The sequence below is a fragment of the Domibacillus sp. DTU_2020_1001157_1_SI_ALB_TIR_016 genome (assembly GCF_032341995.1).
In the GTDB taxonomy this organism is placed as follows: Bacteria; Bacillota; Bacilli; order Bacillales; family Domibacillaceae; genus Domibacillus; species Domibacillus indicus_A.
The window spans coordinates 446879-462200 of the sequence record NZ_CP135438.1 but is presented as its reverse complement, the minus strand read 5'-3'; the positions used below and the strand labels follow the sequence as shown (position 1 = coordinate 462200).

Sequence of the window (15322 nt, the reverse complement as noted above, 5' to 3'; positions counted from 1 at the left end):
ATAATAATTTATCCATAAACTGAGGGGGAAAAATAATGCTAAAAATTCATAGAAAAAAAGGAATTGCTTTATCAATTTTCGCAACATTCTCACTATTATCAGCTGGCTGTGGTGCTGACTCTTCTGGAGCAGGCAGCAGTGATGCAGGAGCGGAAGATAAAAAGTTAAAGATAGGCTTTCAGGCTTCAGGACTAGAAACAGAATATATTGCAAAGCTAGCAGATTCTATGGAAAAAGCCGCGGAAGAAATGAATGTAGACTTAACCGTGATGGATGGAAATTATGACCTTGCAACTAATATCAGCCAATTAGAGACATTAAAAAGTCAGCAAGTTGACGCCATTGTAGTTAATGCTCTTGATGCTGAGGCACTAAATAGTACCGTTAACTCAATTGTTGATTCAGGTATCCCGGTTATAGGCGTTACAGCGTCGCTTACAGCCGAAAAATTGACTTCTTATGTTGGGTCGCCAGATGTTACAGGGGGTGAAATGGCAGCTAAAGAAGTTGTAAATGCATTGGGCGGCAAAGGAAACATCGTTATTTTTGAAGGACCAGTCGGCATTTCTGCACAAATCGATCGACGTGAAGGAATCTATAAAGTGTTAGATGAAAATTCAGGTATCAAAGTAATTGCAGAAAAAACAGCCAACTGGTCCCGTTCAGAAGCAATGAGCTTGATGGAAAACTGGATTCAAAAATACGGTGACGATATTGACGGCGTTATTGCTCAAAATGATGAAATGGCACTTGGTGCCCTAAATGCATTAAAAGCGAAGAAAATAGACATTCCTGTCGTAGGAATTGATGGCATTGCAGATGCACAAAAAGCAGTAGAAAACGGAGAAATGGTCGCAACAATTTTTCAAAACGCTGAAGCACAAGGAGAGAAGGCAGTAGAAGCAGCAGTCAAAGCAGCTAAAGGGGAAAAAGTTGAAAAACTCTACGATGTTCCATTTGAGTTAATTAAATAATTAAAACCTCCTTCATGGCTAGTAGAACAAGCTTTCAAGGCATTGAATAATAACTTTACTTCCTGAAGAAACACCTGTTTGTTTGATTGGAAGGCCAAACTTTATAGAACTGGGAGAACATTTTTGACTATCGACTCTTCGATAGTCTTTTTTATATAAAAACGCAGTAAAAACTGTAATCTATTTTACTTTTCTAAAATAAAAAATAATTTTTAAAAAAAGTCTTGACCTGGAAAGCGTTCCATAAAATATTCTGTTTGTACAAAGTAATACACATATAGTTAAGGATAGAAAGTTGATAGGTGCTGCTAGGTTCAACATAACACAAAGGAGGCATGTAAGTGGGAAAACAAGTAGTCTTTCTTGATTTAGATGGAACCCTGTTAAATGAAGAAAAAGTGATGCCTGAATCAAATAAGAAAGCAGTTCGCTTGCTTCAAGAAAAAGGGATTCACGCCGTTATTGCTACCGGCCGGACACCACAGCAGTTTGCTCATATACGTGAGGAGTTAAATATTCATTCCTATGTGTCTATCAATGGCCAGTACGTGGTGTTTGAAGGAGAAGTAATTTACACCAACCCTATAGACCCATTCGTACTGCATGACATTACAAATATAGCGAAAAGCAGAGGACATGCCGTAGCTTATTGCAACCACGAAGCAATTAAAGCGAGCGATGAAGATCATCCTTTCATTAAAACAAGTTTTGATAAATTAAAAATGGCTTATCCACCTGTTGACCGAAAGTTCTACAAAATGACGGAAATTTACCAAGGCCATCTTTACTGTGACAGTCAGGATGAGCAGTTATATGAAGAGCAATTTACGGAATTTAATTTTGTAAGATGGGATAAATATGCAGCAGATATTCTTCCGAAAGGTAGCTCAAAAGCAATGGGCATTGAAAAGATACTGGAAGCAGCGGATGTGAAAAAGGAAGATAGTTATGCTTTTGGTGACGGTTTGAATGATTTGGAAATGCTTGCTCAGGTCGGAACGGGAATTGCTATGGGGAACGCAGTTCCTGAAGCAAAGGCTGCAGCTGATTTTGTAACGGATTCAAATATAAATGACGGAATTTTAAAAGGCCTCATTCATTTTGGGTTGGTTGAACAAAAGAACGAAAACTGCAAAGCAAAAACATGTTGCGGGCGCTGCCGGGAAAAATCACGTCGCGACGCAATGAAAGCGGTTCATTTTATTTGATAGATGGTAATCCATTTTGCTAAAACGTAAAACAAATTCAATGAAAGTGGAGGAGGACGAATCATGAAAGCTGTGAACAGTAATATGAAACCGCAAACAAATGAAAATACTAGTGTAATCAAATATTGTTGTCAAAAACATGTGACCCATGCTGTAAAGGTCGTCTACCTTCCACATATTGAAAAGATTAAATATAGCTATAAAACCTGCAGTTTTTGCAACCAAAAAGCCAAATACCAGTTTTTCTGATTTTATCAAAAGCATTTAAAAAAGACTTCTTTTTTATCCTTTTGGTGATAAAAGATTAGCAGTTCACTCTACACAAAACCATCACACTATTAAGACGAAAATAAATTTTAAAGGAGAAAGTAAAATGAAGAAAACAAAAGTGAATAATATACTTGAAATTGATATTCCATTGAATGAGCGTCCGAATAAAGAACCGTTACGAGTCTTAACGGAAGAAGAATTTAAGTTTTGGAAAGAAAACGGCTATGTGGTCGTTCGAAGTGTTGTGCCGAAAGAATACATCGACCGCACGGTTGACCTGATTTGGGAGTTTGAAGAAAAGGATCCTAAAGATCCTTCAACTTGGTACACGAAGCCGGCTCGTGAGCACCAAATGCCAGAGCTTCGCGGGGCTGGAATGGTAGAACTTTATAACCACCAGTACTTCTGGGATAACCGTTCTTACCAGAAAGTTTACGATGCGTTTGTTGATATCTGGGGAACGGAAAAGCTGTGGACCAGCATTGACCGGTGTAACCTGAGCTTCCCAAGTAAACCAGGCTTTGAATTTGAAGGGTTTATCCACTGGGACGGAGATACTTCTTTAGATCCGCTGCCAGTAAACGTCCAGGGAATTCTTTTCCTGACAGATACAGATGTAGAAAACGGCGGCTTGAATGTGATTCCTGAGCTGTACCGTGATTTCCCTGAATGGGTGAAAACACAGCCTGCAGACCGGGATCCGTACCATCCAGACTACACAGGCTACACGCCAACGCCGGTAACACTGAATGCAGGTGACCTGCTTATCTTCCACGTGATGCAGCCTCACGGTCTGCGCAAGAACACGTCGGATACAGCGAATATCCACCAGTATATCTCCATGTTCCCGGCTCAGGAACACAATGAAGAGTTGAAAGAATGGAGAATTACACAGTGGAGAGACAGAGAAATTCCAGAAGGAATTGCCTTCCTGGGGGATCCACGCAACTGGGAAAAAGAAAAATATAAGCGTGCTGAACTGAATGAGCTGGGTGAAAAACTGCTCGGCCTTAAGCAGTGGTAAGTGAGTTAGTATGATTATTTATTTAAATAGGAGAACACTGTTAAAATTAGTGTTCTCCTAATCTACTATGTATATTTTTTAAATTCATATGTAAGCGATTACCTTAGTTAAGGTGAGTATTTTATAAAAGGGGATGGATATATTGTATAAAAAAATGTTTGGGTTGCTGCAACAGATAGGAAAAGCGCTCATGCTTCCAGTAGCCCTTTTACCGGCAGCCGGAATCTTGTTAGGGATAGGTACAGCGATGCAAAATCCTACTTTATTAGAGCACTTATCATTTCTCGAGGCAGATTGGATTCAGCTAGCAGCCACTGTTTTAGCCCAATCTGGAGATATCGTGTTCGCTAACTTATCATTATTGTTCGCGGTTGGGGTAGCCGTCGGTTTGGCAAAAGGCGATGGGGTAGCAGGGGTAGCCGCTATTGTCGGTTATCTGATGATGAATAAAACAATTAGTACTATCTTAATTTACACAGGACAGCTTGACCCTGCTGAAGTCGGATCGAATCCGGCTTATACCACGATATTAGGGATTCCTACTCTGGCTACCGGTGTCTTTGGCGGTATTATTATCGGTGTATTAGCAGCAATGATGTTTAACCGATACTACAATATTGAGCTCCCTCCTTATTTAGGTTTTTTTGCAGGTAAACGATTTGTTCCGATCATTACGGCTGTTTTTTCTATCGCGATTGGGGCTATTATGATTGCTGTTTGGCCGCCAATTCAAGAAGGGCTTAATGCTCTATCAAAAAATATGATTCATGCAAATCCTACCTTGTCTGCTTTTATTTTCGGATTAATTGAACGTGCACTCATTCCTTTTGGATTGCACCACATCTTTTATTCTCCCTTCTGGTTTGAATTCGGGGAGTATGTTAATAAAGCAGGAGAAATGGTTCGTGGAGACCAGCGGATTTTCTTTGCACAGCTAAACGATGGCGTTGAATTAACTGCCGGTACGTTTATGACAGGCAAGTTTCCGTTTATGATGTTTGGACTACCGGCAGCTGCATTAGCCATGTATCATGCGGCGCGTCCCGAAAAGAAAAAATTGGTTGCTGGGATTATGGGTTCTGCCGCTTTAACATCATTTTTAACAGGAATTACAGAACCAATTGAATTTACATTTTTATTTATTGCTCCTGTCTTGTTTGCCATCCACTGCGTCTTTGCCGGCTTGTCATTTATGATTATGGATTTATTAAATGTAAAAATCGGAATGACCTTCTCTGGCGGTATTATTGATTACTTATTATTTGGGGTTCTGCAAAATCGAACAGACTGGTGGTTAGTGATTCCCGTTGGTCTCGTTTTCTCAGTTGTTTACTATTTTGGGTTCCGTTTTATGATCTCAAAATTCAACTTAAAAACTCCAGGCCGTGAAGTGGAAGCAGGAAACTCTGCTGTAACGGCGGAAGATTTGAATGAACTGCCTCGCAATATTTTGGCTGCTTTAGGCGGTCATGAAAATATTACGCATTTAGATGCATGTATTACCCGCCTGCGCGTGTCGGTAAATGATATTGGAAAAGTGGACAAGGATCGATTAAAAAGCCTTGGGGCTGCTGGTGTTTTAGAAGTAGGAAACAATATTCAAGCTATTTTTGGTCCGAAATCCGACCAGTTAAAAGAGCAAATCAAAAAAGTGATTGCTTAAGAAAAGCGCTCTTCAGCTAGAATATTAGAAACCAATGGAGGGATTACTTTGTTGAAAAACTTATTTAGAAGAAAAACAACCTCAAAAATATCAGAATTAAAATTAGTGTCACCCGTTGAAGGAGATATTATAAAGCTTGAAGATGTACCTGATCCGGTTTTTTCACAAAAGATAATGGGAGACGGGATTGCTTTTTCTCCTATAGATGGAAAGATAGTGTCGCCAGCAGATGCAAAAGTTGTAAATATTTTTCCAACAAAGCATGCTGTCGGACTGAATACTGCAGAAGGGCTGGAGATATTACTTCATATTGGATTGGATACGGTTAATATGAAAGGAGAAGGATTCATCCTCCATGTCGTAGAAGGGAATGAGGTTAAAGCGGGGGATCTATTGGTTACCTGTGATCTGGAACTAATAAAGGAAAAAGCATCTAGCATAATTACGCCGATGATTATCACAAATGGAGATATTTTGAATAAACTGGAGCATCATAACAGTGGACAAGCTACGGCCGGTAAAACAACTGTTATAACTGCTGTACTGAAATAGAACAAGAGGGAAAATGGAGACTTAACATTTTTATGAAATCCTCCATTTTCCTATTTATTTTCCGGTAGCCAGCAGTTGATTAAATGATTCGCCGAGGAGAGATAAAATGATTCGCTTTGGCCTAATAGGTACAAATATAATTACAGAACAGTTTATTGAAGCTGCAAGTAGCGTAGAATATCTTTTATTAACGGGTGTTTATTCACGGACAGAAAAGCGAGCCAATGAATTTGCTCAGAAATTTAATATACCGAATACTTTTACAGATCTAGAAGTGATGGCCAAAAGCCCAGACATTGACGCTGTTTATATCGCCAGCCCTAACTCTTTTCATGCAGAGCAAGCCATTTTATTAATGAAGCATGGAAAACATATTTTGTGTGAAAAACCTATTGCCTCTAATTCGTTGGAACTCCAAGAAATGATTAAAACAGCAAAAGAAAACCAAGTGTTGCTTATGGAGGCATTAAAAACAACCTTTACTCCTAATTATAGAAGCATTCAAAATAATCTTCATAAAATAGGACAGATCCGGCGCATTGTGGTCAGCTATTGCCAATATTCTTCTCGTTATGATGCCTACAAATCCGGGCAAGTTTTAAACACATTTAATCCTGTTTTCTCTAATGGTGCTTTAATGGATATAGGTATTTACTGTATTTATCCAGTCGTTACTTTATTCGGGAGGCCACAAGAGATAAAAGCTAATGGAATCCTGTTGCAATCCGGGGTTGATGGGCAAGGAAGTATCATTATGCATTATGAAGATAAAGAGGCAGTCGTTACATTTTCTAAAATCACAAATTCTTCTATTGCTTCTGAAATACAAGGTGAGAATGGTAATATAATTATTGATCAAATAAATGTTCCTCAAGACGTAAAGCTTCATTATAAAGACGGAACAATAGAAAATATTACAGAAGCCCAAACAGCCCATCCCATGTATTATGAAATCAAAGAATTTGTTGGACTGCTGAAAAAGAGAGCTTTAGAATCCTCTATAAATTCTTTTTCAAATTCCTTAACTGTAGCAGAAATAATGGAAGAAGCAAGAAAACAAATAGGATTAATTTTTCCCGCTGACAATCTTCAGGTATTGGAAAAAGAATGATGTTAGGGAGCACCCCCACATCACTAGCTGAAAAGGATTTAAAAAATTTACAGAGTTCCATCAAGAATAGATACAAAAAAGATCGGGGAGGATCCCCGCTCTTTTTATTTTCGCTTGTTTTATGAATGTAAAATAAAAGGACATTATGTATTTTCTCGAATTATATATAATGATAAAAATAACTGTGAAAAATGAGAAGCTTCTTGCGTTTTTCAAATTATCCTTGAAGGAGAGTTTAATTATGTCTAGAGTGTTAAAATCAAAAAAAGATATTGAACAATTTTTAGACGATTTCGTAAGAATTTCTCTTTATGATGAGCAAGGTAACAAGCATTACTTTGTTTTTGAGGATAAAAAACGAAATGGTCAGTGGGCGCTTATGTTAAATGAAGGGACAAAGATATGGACTATTCATGGGAAAAGTAGTACCTATTGCGATCCAGGTGAGCAGGTGCTGGAGTCAACAGAAATAGTTCAGTTTATTTGGAAGAACCGTGGCTCTGTTAATAAAGCTTTGCGACAGAAAATGGAATTCAGTGTCGAAAAAGCATAATACATAAATCCATTACTCCTTGATTAACAGAAGAAAACATCCAGAATCAAAAAATTATGGTGCAGGGAGAACCTACGCTGGACGTTCCAATGGATGATTGTCCGGGCGAGATCGGTGTCATTTGCTTTCGGGTTTCTATAATTCCAGAAAAGCAAAAAGAAACGGTAAACGCAGAGAAAGAACCAGTGAAAGAGCCAGAGAAAAAAGAAGAAGTCAAAGCAGAGGAGCAGCCGAAAGGACCAGAAGAAACGGAAGATTTTATTTCGCTGGACCAGATCCAGGTTCCCGAATCCTTTTTGCAGACAAGGCCGAATCCGTATAAGACACAGCTGGTGATCGACCATGTAAAACAGGCCGGCATTTTGGACGAGCCGATTACGATTAATCGTGAAACCAAGGTGTTAACCGATGGGTACAGACGCTATATTGTGGCTGAAAAGCTGAACATGAAAATAGTGCCTGTTATGTACGAGAAAATAAGCGTGGAAAGCTAAATAGTCAGAAAAAGAGCATAAGGAAAACGCGACCCCACTTCCAGTGTGGTACTAGGCAGAGCCTAGTGTTTTCGTGGGTACACGAAATTTTGATTTTGTCTAAAATTTAGGCAGTGAAAAAACGTATTTGTCTAATTTTTAGACAGTAGAAAAGGGTGTCTGTCTAAAAATTAGACACTTAAAAAAGTTTCATTTTTCTTTATATAGGAGGTATGTATTGAAAAAATTCCGAGGAAAGAAACGTTATTTTCGTAAATTATGGAGACAAACAGAAGTAGATACATGTGACATTAGACTGGATGAATGGTTCGATTTTTGGCATAGGCATCTTGATTTTTATGGTATTGGTAATAATAGTTTGAAATTTAGAAAAGAGCATATAAAAGCACATATGGCTTTATACAATAACTTTTTAAAAGAACTTGCAACATGTAATCAACCATACCAATCCTGGGTACTAATTAATATAAATGATGCTGGACAAGATGCAGTATATATTCATACGCCCAATCCTAATGATGATAATTATCCATATAAAAACCAAGATATTGATTGGGGTTGCAGTATTCCTAAATCATTCAAGGAACTAATAGATATAAACTGTTATAATGTTGGATTTTTAAATGATGAATATGGAAAATTTTATTATATCCAATCCAAGTTTCATGGAACTCCATTATAAGCTTATTTCTAGGTGACAAGTGTTTCATGATCCAAATGCAACATAAATAATTGATATGCTCCCCCTTAAGTAGACAGTGTAGAAAAGCAACGCTACTGTTTACTCAAGGGGGAGCATATCAGAGTATTATCTTGTATTGAGAACGCCCCGGATCTTTAGAACTTGGAGCGTTTTTTCGATTTGAGTACAATCACAAGGAGATTTTTATAATGCGTCTTATTGAACTAATAAAGCAGGTTAGTTCAATAAGAATATGGAATATATAATGTATTTAATCAAAGATTTAGGAGGAGTTATAGATGGAGTGGTCCCAATGGTTGCAAGGCGGTCCTTTCCTTGAAGTTAGTTTCTTGTTGGAACTTAAAGAAGAGAAAACAAAAACAATACAGGATATTATAAATAAGTTATCAAAGGTCACAAATAAAGTTGAAATCGTTGACGAAAACGTTGATGATATTATTGATTTTTTTGATAGAGGGTATCCATATGATGAAGAAGACCCGCAATCCATACATTTACACTCATTAAGATTAAGATTATATGTCTATTTATCAAGGAAACGAAAAGCGACCTTACAAATGGAAATGGTTTCCCCCAACGCACTAATGGTGGATTTTTGGTTTTATGGGGATGAATTTGATGCACCAGAATGGGACCAAATTGGCATAAAGAAAGAAGAATTTACAGGCTTTATAAGTTTTCTTAAAGAGTTGTATTCCGTTTATGAGTTTAAAATCGGTGGAATTGCAATCGAAGAAGATGTTCTTGAATTATTTGGGTTCGATGAAACATACCCTAACGAATGTTATCGTTACGAAAACTTGTCTCCTGACTATTTCCTTAAAGAACCATCTCCATTCTTAAATATCATTTGGAGTGAAAAACATAAGAAATTAAGCCATATTCCTTACAATTACAAAAGGCTTGATAAGGAAGGAATCCTTATTGAGACGGGTAGTTTTAATGACTAACCTTGTTCAACTAACTGGGGGCTTGAGATGAAGAGTGGGGTAGCTGCGGCGCCTCCTTTTAGTATTGAACAGACGGGACAGTTTTGTTTAGGAAAGATGTTTTATGGAGGACAAACGAATGATAGCCAAAGCAGAGTTAATAACTCAACCATATTCAGGAGAATACCCGGAAAAGATTTATGACATTCCGAGTCCATGGAACTCTCAAAATTGGACTTGGATAAAATTAACAAACGATGACTTAACTGAATGGTGTGGAAACTTCAGAGGCTATCCACGAGAAGTTGCCGTATCAGAAAAATATAATTGTGTCCTTGTTCTTACTTCGGATTATTTATTTAAGCTTGATTGCTCCAGTAGAGAATTAACCGAATATGAGTCCCAGTCTCTATATCAAAGTTTAACAGTGAGCCCTTCTGGTGATTTTATAATAGCTGATTATTATAGTATTGAAATTATAAAATCAACCTTAATTAATAAGATACAAGTGGTTAGTCCTGTCGAAATGGATATGATTAAGTTTCATGGTTGGTCTAACAATAAATTATCAATAACATGCGATGAGTTTTTGAACGGAAACCATGTGGAGCTAGAACTTGATGGTGAGACATTTGAAATAACTGTTAAAGACTAAAATAAATTAGTCCCTTTCTTAAACTAAAGGGGGCGTTAGCATAACAAGCCTGTCTAAAAAGTCGAATCCCTAACGTACAGGAATTCGACTTTTTTAGGTTAAAATTCTCTTAGCGTATAAAATTTCTGGAATGTCGGCGTACCCCATATGGATAAGCAATGTTATTTTCAGATTGAGCAGCAATTGACCGAAACCGTTGATTAATTCACCTAACTGTTTAATAAACAAAAAAGTGAGATACGCTAATGAACAAATGAAAATGGGTAACATTAGATAGCATAGAAAAGGTGAAACAGGACTCGAGAGCGGGTCCTGTTTTTGTTTCAGGTTAACAGGCCATTACTATCCGTGAGTTCCGAATAACAATTTCTGGTGTATTCGTTTGTATTATCTTTGTATACATAAAGTTTCACTTGTCGTCATATGTATATAAAAAGGAGACAGAAAGACAAAAGGGGAGATTATAACATGAGCTACTTGGAACAATTCGCAAGAAACAAAAGAAGAAAAGAGCCTTCAACGGTCCTGACTGCCCGCCTTCCAGACAGCCTATATGGTGACTTTAAAGAGCGTTGTGATGAGTTAGGCCTTTCCATTAGTGAGGCTATTTATCTTCTAGTAGAACGTGAAATAACCGCTGATCAAAAAGCAGCGAAAGAAACTGCAGCATACATAAGTGAACACATCCAGAATGGTGAAGAAGCGGCTACGAATACAAAACCCATCATTAAACATACAGCTAAGATAAAGATGAATACAAAACGATTTACCATGAAACAATGGAAAGTTGATGGGGAGCTGCCGTGCCCGATTTGCAGTTCCTGGACCAATGCCAAAAGCTTTTCAAGACACGCAAAAAAGCATCATATGACTACCCAGACTATTTTTACAAATCAAGAATACATTGAGAAAGCGAATGAGATGGTCGAACAAAGAAAAGCGAAATAAAGCATATAAGATAAGGTAACAGAAGAAGCAAGAACCGTCTTAATGATGGTTCTTGCTTCTTTTTTAGGTGTTACATACATATCAGCAGATTGTATGGCAGCTACCAACACAAAATAAATCTTAGTTACTTCTTAACTTTCACAAATATTTTAAAGTTAACCAGAATATAAATGGGAATACATAATTTTCAAGTATGCTTGTATAAAAGACGGAGGAAGCGGCTATCTTGATGAAAAGGTCATCCAAATAAAAGGGGAGATAACCGATGAAGGTAAGACAAGATGCTTGGTCAGAAGAAAATGATCTGCTGCTTGCTGAGACCGTATTACGCCATGTGAGAGAGGGAAGTACCCAGCTCAAAGCATTTGAAGAAGTAGGAAATGCCCTTAATAGAACAGGAGCAGCATGCGGCTTCCGCTGGAATGCGGTGATTAGACAACAATACGAGAAGGCGTTTGGTCTTGCACGCAAACAAAGAAAACAATATTTTCGTAATGTCCAAAAGAAAGAACGGCCTTCAGGAATTCATGTTGTTTCTGAGAATAATCTTACAGACCAAGACACAATAGAAATTCCAAGCTCTAATACTCTTACAATGAGACAGATTATTGATTTTCTGCAAAATATAAATGCTTCTGAGGTAGATTATAAAAGCCTTCGAAGAGAATTTGAAACGGTAAAACAAGAGAAAGCAGCTATAGAAACAAAATATGGGGAGCTTGAAAAAAGAACACTTACCATGCAGCAAGACTATGAGAATTTAGTCAATATTATGGATAGGGCCAGAAAGATGGTCGTGTTTGGGGATGAAGCGGCTAAAAAGCCTGTCTTGCATATAGAGAGCAATCAAGATTTAGAAAAAGCAGCAGAATAAAAAGCGCAGTTCTATAACTGTGCTTTTTTATATTTCTCTAGTTCACTTTTCACCAGCATAAAAGTGAGGATTTTATAATTGAGTTCACCCATAAAGTTAGAATATTACATTGAAGTAAATCCCAGTTCTTTGTATAGTAAATGCAGGAAAGGCAAAGGAGATAAGGGAGAAACCGCTACAGGTTAAGCTTCTTTTTTTTAGCCTCTAAAAGTAAGCGGTTTCAAAAAGGGGGCAGAGAATTATCATGAGAAAGAATTGGATGAAGCAGGTTAGTTTTTTAGTTATCGCAGGTCTGTTTTTTTTATTGGCAGCCTGTGGATCAAATGAAGCATCTGGTGATGACAGTTCTGGAACTGTAAAACTTAAAGTCCTCGATTGGAACTCAAGCAATACCCAAGAAGTTCAAAAAGCGATACAAGAAGCTGTAAAAGCTGAAGTCCCAAATGTAGAGCTGGAGTTTGAGAATATTAACTGGGAAAAGGACTTTAATTCAATTATGCAGACAAGAATTGCAGCCCAGCAGCTTCCGGATATTATGCTTGTCAAAGGCGGAGATCATCCTAAGTACGCCGATCATTTTATGGACTTAACAAATGAGTCTTTTATTCAAGACATTCCTGAGGATATCCGAAAAGACCTTCCAATTAGCGGTAAAGATTATGCCGTCCCGTATACAGCTAATTATCAGGGTGTTTTTTATAACAAGAAAATTTTCGCTGATAATAACCTTGAAGTTCCTAAAACTTGGGATGAACTCATGAAGACAGCTAAAGTTCTCGAAAGCAAAGGTGTTACACCATTTACTGCTCACTTTAAGGACTATCAGTTAGGAAACAACCTGAACCAGTTTGCTTCTATTGAAGTATTTGCAAAAGATCCGGAGTGGGGTAATAAACTGCAAAAAGATGAAGTGTCTTTTGCAAAATCAAAGGAATTTAAATCGATCTTTGAGCATTTCAATGATATTTACCAGTATGCCGGTGACGATCCGTTTGGTGTTGATTTCACAGGAGCAGCTGAAAAATTTGCAAATGGAGAAACAGCTATGTGGATCATCGGTACGTGGTCTGTTGATCAAACATTAAAGAATAACCCGGATCTGGAACTTGGATTCTTTCCTCTTCCTGCAAACAATGAAGAAGATACAAAGTTAATTATGCAAACAGATTACACATGGACAGCAAGTGCTAATACACAGCATCCAGAAGAAGTGAAAAAGGTGCTGGAAATTTTAGCAACAAATAAAGATTTATCGAAAACGTACATCGACAACGTTCAAACACAGAGTTTGATTCCAGATGTTATCGCTGAAGGCGACAAGCCTTATCTAACAGATATTGAAAATGTAAAAGCAAATGGAGTGGTTGAGGCGAACATTGGTAACGTTCAAATTCCATGGCCTTATCAAGAACAGGTAGCGAATTATATCGCTGAGTATCTATTAGGGCAGAAGACTGTCGGTGACGCACTCAAGGCGTCAGATGAATATAAAGCGAATGTGAAATTTGGATCAGAATAAATGTGTTAGGTAGACGGTGACATCAGCACCGTCTACCTCTTACTTTAAGCTGGAGGTGTCAAACAGCATGAAAGATAGTGTAAGCAGCAAAACCAATCCAACTGTTTCGTTAAGCCGCTTTTTTTCTTTTTCTAAACGTCAAAATAGGATTGGGAGCAAGCGGCCTTATTTCGTGTTAATTTTGCCGGCTTTTGTTTTCTTTACTATCGGCATGATAATCCCTCTTTTAATGGGAATAGCTGATTCGTTCACAAACTGGGACGGTATCAGCACTGAAAAAGAGTTTATAGGGTTTGACAATTATACCGCCATTTTTAAAGACGCTATGTTTAAGGAAGCCTTCACTTTCACGTTTTTCTTTATGATTTTCAACACAATCATTCAAAATGTAGCAGCACTTTTATTTGCAGTTATGCTGGACAGCAGCATTAGAGCAAAGAACTTTTATCGAACTATTATCTTCGCACCAGTATTGCTGAGCCCGATCCTGGTCGGACAAATTTGGACGAAAATGTACGGAAATGTTTTGCCCGCTATTAACGACAGGCTTGGAACGGATATCTCTTTTAATTTGTTTTCAAGTCCCGACACGGTATTAACCGGCCTTGTCATTGCAAACAATTGGCAGTGGATTGGATACTGGATGATCATTTATCTGGCGGGACTGCAGTCAATTCCTAAAGAGCTGTATGAAGCCGGAAATATCGATGGAACGAATGTATTTCAAAAGTTTTGGCACATTACCCTGCCAATGCTGGCTCCTTCGATCACGATTTGTACGATCGGCATTGCAACCGGAAGCCTAAAAGTCTTTGAACTAATCATTGCGGCAACAAACGGGGGACCAGGAACGTCTTCGCAATCGATGATCATGTATATATTCAATAGTGCATTTAGTGCACAGAAGTCCGGATATGCTTCCGCCATGTCAGTAGTATTCTTGCTAATTTTGCTTGTGTTTGCATTCATTCAGCTGAAAGTGCTCCGGAAAAGAGAGGTGGATATGTAATGGAGAAGATGAACAAAAAAACAACGGCCATTGTCCAAGTTATTATTACATTCATAGCCGCTGTGTATCTGCTCCCGACGCTTTTTGTCCTCTTTTATGCGTTAAAATCCAGGCAGGAAACAGCGCAGTCTTTTCCATTGGCACTGCCGAAAAGTATTGAATGGGGAAATTTCACGAGAGCATTTGAAACACTGAATTTTTGGCAGACATTCGGCAATACATTATGGATCACAGCTTGTTCCGTTGTCTTGATTATTTTGATCAGTTCAATGGCTGCTTACTCGATTGCAAGAGGAGCGACAAGAATCTTTAATTCCGCTTACGTATTCTTCATTGCCGGCATTCTGATTCCGTACCAAGTTATTTTTGTACCAATGTTCATTTTAGGCCGGAATTTAGGATTTGTTAATAATTATTGGGGCGTCATTTTTCTTTATGTTGCGACGAATTTGCCGATGGCCATTTTTATTGCAACAGGCTTTATGAAAAATATACCGAAAGAAATCGAAGAAGCGGCCGCTATTGATGGGGCTTCTATTTACAAAACATACTGGGTAATTGTTCTTCCAATGCTGAAGCCGGTTTCAGCAGCACTGGCGATCATTTTATCCCTTCAAATTTGGAATGATTATCTGCTCCCGCTTCTGTTTCTGCAAGACAACAGCATGAAAACATTGACTGTTATGCAGGCACAGTTATTCAGTGCATTTAGTACAGACTTTAATACAGGTTTTGCCGGGATCATTCTTTCTTCCCTGCCAATCTTAATCCTTTTCCTTTTTATGCAGCGCCACTTTGTAAAAGGAATTTCTATGGGTGCTGGAAAATGAGAGGAG

General features: G+C 38.0%; 16 protein-coding genes. All 16 read left to right on the top strand.

Annotation, left to right across the window (positions count from 1 at the left end):
- The first annotated feature begins 35 nt into the window (after nucleotides 1-35).
- Nucleotides 36-974 (top strand): substrate-binding domain-containing protein, encoded by a 939-nt coding sequence (locus tag RRU94_RS02195; RefSeq protein ID WP_315691615.1) that lies wholly within the window; start codon nucleotides 36-38, stop codon nucleotides 972-974.
- A 341-nt stretch (nucleotides 975-1315) separates the two neighbouring features.
- Nucleotides 1316-2182, top strand: coding sequence for a Cof-type HAD-IIB family hydrolase (locus RRU94_RS02190; protein WP_315691614.1), 867 nt, complete (start codon nucleotides 1316-1318; stop codon nucleotides 2180-2182).
- Between the two features lie 373 nt (nucleotides 2183-2555).
- Complete coding sequence (locus RRU94_RS02185) at nucleotides 2556-3476, top strand: phytanoyl-CoA dioxygenase family protein (protein ID WP_315691613.1); 921 nt, start codon at nucleotides 2556-2558, stop codon at nucleotides 3474-3476.
- A 190-nt stretch (nucleotides 3477-3666) separates the two neighbouring features.
- On the top strand, nucleotides 3667-5139 hold the full coding sequence (gene ptsG, locus RRU94_RS02180; protein ID WP_410492953.1) for a glucose-specific PTS transporter subunit IIBC: 1473 nt from the start codon (nucleotides 3667-3669) through the stop codon (nucleotides 5137-5139).
- 48 nt (nucleotides 5140-5187) lie between these two features.
- Entirely contained in the window at nucleotides 5188-5691 is a 504-nt protein-coding gene (locus RRU94_RS25645; protein ID WP_410492952.1) for a PTS sugar transporter subunit IIA, read from the top strand.
- Nucleotides 5692-5797: 106 nt separating this feature from the next.
- The gene (locus RRU94_RS02175) at nucleotides 5798-6802 is read left to right on the top strand and encodes a Gfo/Idh/MocA family protein (RefSeq protein ID WP_315691612.1); all 1005 of its coding nucleotides are present in this window, start codon (nucleotides 5798-5800) and stop codon (nucleotides 6800-6802) included.
- Nucleotides 6803-7043: 241 nt separating this feature from the next.
- A complete protein-coding gene (locus RRU94_RS02170; RefSeq protein WP_315691611.1) occupies nucleotides 7044-7355 on the top strand; it encodes a hypothetical protein in 312 nt (103 codons plus the stop codon).
- Between the two features lie 56 nt (nucleotides 7356-7411).
- Nucleotides 7412-7849 carry a ParB N-terminal domain-containing protein gene (locus tag RRU94_RS02165; protein ID WP_315691610.1) on the top strand — a complete coding sequence of 146 codons (438 nt, stop codon included), beginning with the start codon at nucleotides 7412-7414 and terminating at the stop codon, nucleotides 7847-7849.
- A gap of 217 nt (nucleotides 7850-8066) precedes the next feature.
- Nucleotides 8067-8531: a hypothetical protein gene (locus tag RRU94_RS02160; RefSeq protein ID WP_315691609.1), complete on the top strand. Its 465-nt coding sequence runs from the start codon at nucleotides 8067-8069 to the stop codon at nucleotides 8529-8531.
- Between the two features lie 299 nt (nucleotides 8532-8830).
- Complete coding sequence (locus RRU94_RS02155) at nucleotides 8831-9502, top strand: hypothetical protein (RefSeq protein WP_315691608.1); 672 nt, start codon at nucleotides 8831-8833, stop codon at nucleotides 9500-9502.
- A 118-nt stretch (nucleotides 9503-9620) separates the two neighbouring features.
- Complete coding sequence (locus RRU94_RS02150; RefSeq protein WP_315691607.1) at nucleotides 9621-10136, top strand: hypothetical protein; 516 nt, start codon at nucleotides 9621-9623, stop codon at nucleotides 10134-10136.
- Nucleotides 10137-10604: 468 nt separating this feature from the next.
- A complete protein-coding gene (locus RRU94_RS02145) occupies nucleotides 10605-11084 on the top strand; it encodes a hypothetical protein (protein ID WP_315691606.1) in 480 nt (159 codons plus the stop codon).
- A gap of 265 nt (nucleotides 11085-11349) precedes the next feature.
- Nucleotides 11350-11958 carry an RsfA family transcriptional regulator gene (locus RRU94_RS02140; protein WP_315691605.1) on the top strand — a complete coding sequence of 203 codons (609 nt, stop codon included), beginning with the start codon at nucleotides 11350-11352 and terminating at the stop codon, nucleotides 11956-11958.
- Nucleotides 11959-12202: 244 nt separating this feature from the next.
- Nucleotides 12203-13477 (top strand): ABC transporter substrate-binding protein, encoded by a 1275-nt coding sequence (locus RRU94_RS02135; RefSeq protein ID WP_315691604.1) that lies wholly within the window; start codon nucleotides 12203-12205, stop codon nucleotides 13475-13477.
- A 67-nt stretch (nucleotides 13478-13544) separates the two neighbouring features.
- Complete coding sequence (locus RRU94_RS02130; protein WP_315691603.1) at nucleotides 13545-14486, top strand: carbohydrate ABC transporter permease; 942 nt, start codon at nucleotides 13545-13547, stop codon at nucleotides 14484-14486.
- The gene (locus tag RRU94_RS02125; protein ID WP_315691602.1) at nucleotides 14486-15316 is read left to right on the top strand and encodes a carbohydrate ABC transporter permease; all 831 of its coding nucleotides are present in this window, start codon (nucleotides 14486-14488) and stop codon (nucleotides 15314-15316) included. Before RRU94_RS02130 ends, RRU94_RS02125 begins: the two co-directional genes overlap by 1 nt.
- Nucleotides 15317-15322 lie beyond the last annotated feature (6 nt).

Bases quoted from the DNA above. Each gene is read 5' to 3' on its own strand.
- RRU94_RS02195 (WP_315691615.1), top strand. From the start codon at position 36: ATGCTAAAAATTCATAGAAAAAAAGGAATTGCTTTATCAATTTTCGCA.
- RRU94_RS02185 (WP_315691613.1), top strand. From the start codon at position 2,556: ATGAAGAAAACAAAAGTGAATAATATACTTGAAATTGATATTCCATTG.
- ptsG (WP_410492953.1), top strand. From the start codon at position 3,667: ATGCTTCCAGTAGCCCTTTTACCGGCAGCCGGAATCTTGTTAGGGATA.
- RRU94_RS02175 (WP_315691612.1), top strand. From the start codon at position 5,798: ATGATTCGCTTTGGCCTAATAGGTACAAATATAATTACAGAACAGTTT.
- RRU94_RS02170 (WP_315691611.1), top strand. From the start codon at position 7,044: ATGTCTAGAGTGTTAAAATCAAAAAAAGATATTGAACAATTTTTAGAC.
- RRU94_RS02165 (WP_315691610.1), top strand. From the start codon at position 7,412: ATGGTGCAGGGAGAACCTACGCTGGACGTTCCAATGGATGATTGTCCG.
- RRU94_RS02155 (WP_315691608.1), top strand. From the start codon at position 8,831: ATGGAGTGGTCCCAATGGTTGCAAGGCGGTCCTTTCCTTGAAGTTAGT.
- RRU94_RS02150 (WP_315691607.1), top strand. From the start codon at position 9,621: ATGATAGCCAAAGCAGAGTTAATAACTCAACCATATTCAGGAGAATAC.
- RRU94_RS02145 (WP_315691606.1), top strand. From the start codon at position 10,605: ATGAGCTACTTGGAACAATTCGCAAGAAACAAAAGAAGAAAAGAGCCT.
- RRU94_RS02140 (WP_315691605.1), top strand. From the start codon at position 11,350: ATGAAGGTAAGACAAGATGCTTGGTCAGAAGAAAATGATCTGCTGCTT.
- RRU94_RS02135 (WP_315691604.1), top strand. From the start codon at position 12,203: ATGAGAAAGAATTGGATGAAGCAGGTTAGTTTTTTAGTTATCGCAGGT.
- RRU94_RS02130 (WP_315691603.1), top strand. From the start codon at position 13,545: ATGAAAGATAGTGTAAGCAGCAAAACCAATCCAACTGTTTCGTTAAGC.
- RRU94_RS02125 (WP_315691602.1), top strand. From the start codon at position 14,486: ATGGAGAAGATGAACAAAAAAACAACGGCCATTGTCCAAGTTATTATT.